At 38.6% G+C, this 428-nt stretch carries 2 protein-coding genes; one reads left to right on the forward strand and one right to left on the reverse strand.

Annotated features, from left to right (window positions below):
* The coding region (locus J7R10_RS08910) for an ATP-binding protein (protein WP_208436496.1) at positions 1-185 on the forward strand (185 nt) is incomplete at its 5' end.
* Between the two features lie 2 nt (positions 186-187).
* Here J7R10_RS08910 and J7R10_RS08915 read toward each other — a convergent pair.
* A partial coding sequence (locus tag J7R10_RS08915) for an MscL family protein (protein ID WP_208436497.1) occupies positions 188-428 on the reverse strand: 241 nt, incomplete at its 5' end.

The raw sequence follows: 428 nt of genomic DNA on the forward strand, positions 1-428 counted from the left end.
GTCAGGTAGAGCGTAAAGATGGCAGATCTGGTGATAGTGCTTTTATGGGAACTGGTTTGGGGTTACCGCTGTGTAAGGCAATGGTAGAAGAAAGTGGTGGTCAATTTTTATTATTTTCAAAACCCAATCATGGAACAACTGTGGAAATGTTTTTTCCTGTGTTCCATGAGGCAAACCATCCATAAATTCATTTTTTCTTGGCTAAAAGATCTCTGATTTCTGACAAAAGTTGTTCTTCTAGAGACATCTTTTTAGAGCTTTCATCTTCTTCTTGTTTTCGGCGCACTCTATTCATAGCTTTAACAAAGAGAAACAAAACCCAAGCAATAATGAGAAAATTGATAAGTAAAGTTATAAAGTTACCATAGCTAATGGTTGCTCCAGCTGCCTTAGCGGCACTTAGTGTAGCTTGTTTCTCACCGGCAAGC

Origin of the sequence: Bartonella vinsonii subsp. berkhoffii ATCC 51672, from assembly GCF_902825225.1 — a bacterium.
GTDB lineage: Bacteria > Pseudomonadota > Alphaproteobacteria > Rhizobiales > Rhizobiaceae > Bartonella > Bartonella berkhoffii.